This is a genomic window from Lactobacillus sp. ESL0237, from assembly GCF_003692985.1.
Lineage (GTDB): Bacteria > Bacillota > Bacilli > Lactobacillales > Lactobacillaceae > Lactobacillus > Lactobacillus bombicola.
The window spans coordinates 1-2,075 of sequence record NZ_REHE01000019.1 but is presented as its reverse complement, the minus strand read 5'-3'; the positions used below and the strand labels follow the sequence as shown (position 1 = coordinate 2,075).

The following is a 2,075-nucleotide window of genomic DNA, read 5'->3' as shown; positions in this document are numbered from 1 at the left end:
AAAAGAAGTACGGTGGCAAGAGCAAGAAGGAAACACCTGTAACCATGCCGAACACAGAAGTTAAGCTTCTTAACGCCGAGAGTAGTTGGTGGGAGACTGCCTGCGAGGGTAGGACGTTGCCGTGCTTTTTTAATATTCCGGCTTAGCTCAGTTGGTAGAGCGCTTGACTGTTAATCAAGATGTCGTCAGTTCGAGTCTGACAGCCGGAGTTTCTTGGAGTGTTGTCCGAGTGGCTTAAGGAGCATGATTGGAAATCATGTATATGGGCTTTACCTGTATCGAGAGTTCAAATCTCTCACACTCCGTTATATAATAATGAAAGGCTAATACAGCAATGTATCTAGCCTTTTTATTTACTTTTGCACGGCAAATGTAAAAAATCAAATTTATAATCAGATATTCTATCCAGTTGCGCTAAGGGTGCGTCATTATATGCCGAGGACCGGAGTTGAAAACCAACCGCGGGATTTTAAGTCCCGTGCATCTGCCAATTCCACCACCCTAGCAAGTAATGAAAGTCGATAATAGTAGCCTTGAAATATGTGTATGGTGTTATCGTATCTTCTTTAGTAGAAGTAAGTAACTATTTAAGTTTGTACAACATTATGTTCAATGTCATTTCTGGATTGTATAATTTTTTTAAGCATTATTAGCCCTTTTGTAGGATTGCTTGTGGCGTAATCCAATCTTATGCACTTTGTCTTTTTTGCAGGGTCACTATTAATAATAATAGTTTTAATAAAAAAGCCGCAAAGATTTTATCTTACGGCTTTTTGTATATTATAATTTTTAGTGTACTGGCACTGTGGACAATAGATTAAAGTCCTAGCAATTGTTTTTTCTTGGCTTCAAATTTTTCTTGAGTAAAAATTTTGATTACGTAGTTTATATATATCATTAGTGTTCTCCACTGATGTGGGGGTGATCCCGTGTGCATTCAGCACATGCCAAGCTTGATAAATATGTCGCCGTACCAATATTTTAGATTCTTGAAAAAATATAATTTTTTCAAAATATTTCTTTACTTTTATGCACTTATAGTGCATAATCATTTTTGCGAGGAGGGAACACCAATGCCGATGAAAACAAAAGAATTTGTGAAACTGTTAAAAAGAAATGGTTTTGTAAAAGTTTCACAAACAGGCTCTCATGCAAAATACAGAAATGGAACTAGAAAAGTTATAGTTCCAATGCATTCACGAGAATTGCCTAAAGGAATTGAACATTCCATGATGAAGCAAGCAGGGCTTAGATGACCCTTGTTTGGTGTACTCCTATGAGAGAAGAGGTATAAAAATGACGTATAAATATTTTGGGACATTATTACATAATATTGCAGATAATGTTTGGGAAGTTAAATTTGAAGATTTTCCTGAAGCAATAACTTTTGGTGCAACTCCTGCTGAAGCTTACAATTACGGCAAAGATGCGTTAATTCTAGCTTTAGATGGCAAAACAAATTTTCCTAAGCCTACTGAACTAAAAAAACATGTTGACTTTAATAGTTCAGAATACGATGAGGCTTTTCAATTACCTTTTGAAGTAACAAAAGCAGAAATTGAAAGTACAGTAAAACATGAGAAAGTTAGAAAAAATCTTACTATACCTAAATATCTTGCTGATGCAGCAGATAAGAAAAATATTAATTATAGTAAGCTTATGTCTAAGGCTTTAGAAAAAGAATTAGGCATATAAAAATAACTATACTGATTATGAGCAGAGCGTGAGCCTGCTTATTTTTTACTTCAAATTGAAAGGATGTGATGTAAATGTCAAAAGATGTTCAAAGTCTATTGTCACTGGCTTTGTGTGCGACGCATTAAAGTCCTAGCAGTTGCTTCTTCTTTGCCTCGAATTCTTCTTGGGTAATGATGCCATCGTCCATTAGTTGTTTATATCTGCGTATTTCTGCTGGGGCATCAGTGTTATCCTTGGTTATCTTCGACGGCTTTTTCCGTGGCTTTCCAGCCATCTAGAATTGCAATGACATGGTTTAATTCTGAATATGCATGTCTAACAAAAAAACCGTCTGCCTTATTATTTTTAGCGTTTAAGAGACTAACTTCAAAATTGCT

At 35.7% G+C, this 2,075-nt stretch carries 3 protein-coding genes, 2 tRNA genes and 1 rRNA gene; 5 read left to right on the top strand and 1 reads right to left on the bottom strand.

Annotated elements, in window-relative coordinates:
- Positions 1–8 precede the first annotated feature (8 nt).
- The 5 genes from rrf to F5ESL0237_RS08285 all read left to right on the top strand — a co-directional run bounded on the left by rrf (position 9) and on the right by F5ESL0237_RS08285 (position 1,695).
- Positions 9–125, top strand: a 5S ribosomal RNA gene (gene rrf / locus F5ESL0237_RS08305).
- Positions 126–136: 11 nt separating this feature from the next.
- A tRNA-Asn gene (locus F5ESL0237_RS08300) sits at positions 137–209 on the top strand.
- Positions 210–215: 6 nt separating this feature from the next.
- Positions 216–305, top strand: a tRNA-Ser gene (locus tag F5ESL0237_RS08295).
- Between the two features lie 768 nt (positions 306–1,073).
- Positions 1,074–1,256: a type II toxin-antitoxin system HicA family toxin gene (locus tag F5ESL0237_RS08290; RefSeq protein WP_122025209.1), complete on the top strand. Its 183-nt coding sequence runs from the start codon at positions 1,074–1,076 to the stop codon at positions 1,254–1,256.
- Positions 1,257–1,296: 40 nt separating this feature from the next.
- Positions 1,297–1,695: a type II toxin-antitoxin system HicB family antitoxin gene (locus F5ESL0237_RS08285; RefSeq protein WP_118896383.1), complete on the top strand. Its 399-nt coding sequence runs from the start codon at positions 1,297–1,299 to the stop codon at positions 1,693–1,695.
- Positions 1,696–1,819: 124 nt separating this feature from the next.
- Here the strand turns inward: F5ESL0237_RS08285 and F5ESL0237_RS08280 are convergent, their stop codons facing one another.
- Positions 1,820–1,972 (bottom strand): SHOCT domain-containing protein, encoded by a 153-nt coding sequence (locus tag F5ESL0237_RS08280; protein WP_122025208.1) that lies wholly within the window; start codon positions 1,970–1,972, stop codon positions 1,820–1,822.
- Between the last annotated feature and the right edge of the window lie 103 nt (positions 1,973–2,075).